This window comes from Roseofilum capinflatum BLCC-M114 (assembly GCF_030068505.1).
Classification (GTDB): domain Bacteria; phylum Cyanobacteriota; class Cyanobacteriia; order Cyanobacteriales; family Desertifilaceae; genus Roseofilum; species Roseofilum capinflatum.
Window position 1 is genome coordinate 1 of sequence record NZ_JAQOSO010000043.1, and the last position, 425, is coordinate 425.

Annotated in this window: 1 pseudogene; it reads left to right on the forward strand. The window is 52.9% G+C overall.

The annotated features are described in order from the left end of the window. Window positions 1-109 precede the first annotated feature (109 nt). Window positions 110-425 (forward strand): annotated as a pseudogene (locus PMG25_RS08555) (DUF4912 domain-containing protein); the annotation flags it as partial.

The window sequence follows — 425 nt, forward strand, 5'->3', positions numbered from 1 at the left end:
AACCATGTCTGGTGCAGCAGAAACCATGTCAGGCGTAGGTTTAACCACTTCGGGAATGGGCTTAACCACTTCGGGAGTAGGTTTAACCACTTCGGGAGTAGGGCTAACCATGTCCGGAGCAGGCTTAACCACTTCGGGAGCAGGGCTAACCACTTCGGGAATGGGCTTAACCATGTCTGGTGCAGCAGAAACCATGTCAGGCGTAGGTTTAACCACTTCGGGAATGGGCTTAACCACTTCGGGAGTAGGCTTAACCACTTCGGGAGTAGGGCTAACCACTTCGGGAATGGGCTTAACCACTTCCGGTGTAGGCTTAACCATGTCTGGTGTGGGTCAAACCATGTCCGGTGCAGGTTTAACCACTTCGGGAATGGGCTTAACCACTTCGGGAGTAGGGCTAACCATGTCTGGTGTGGGTCAAACCA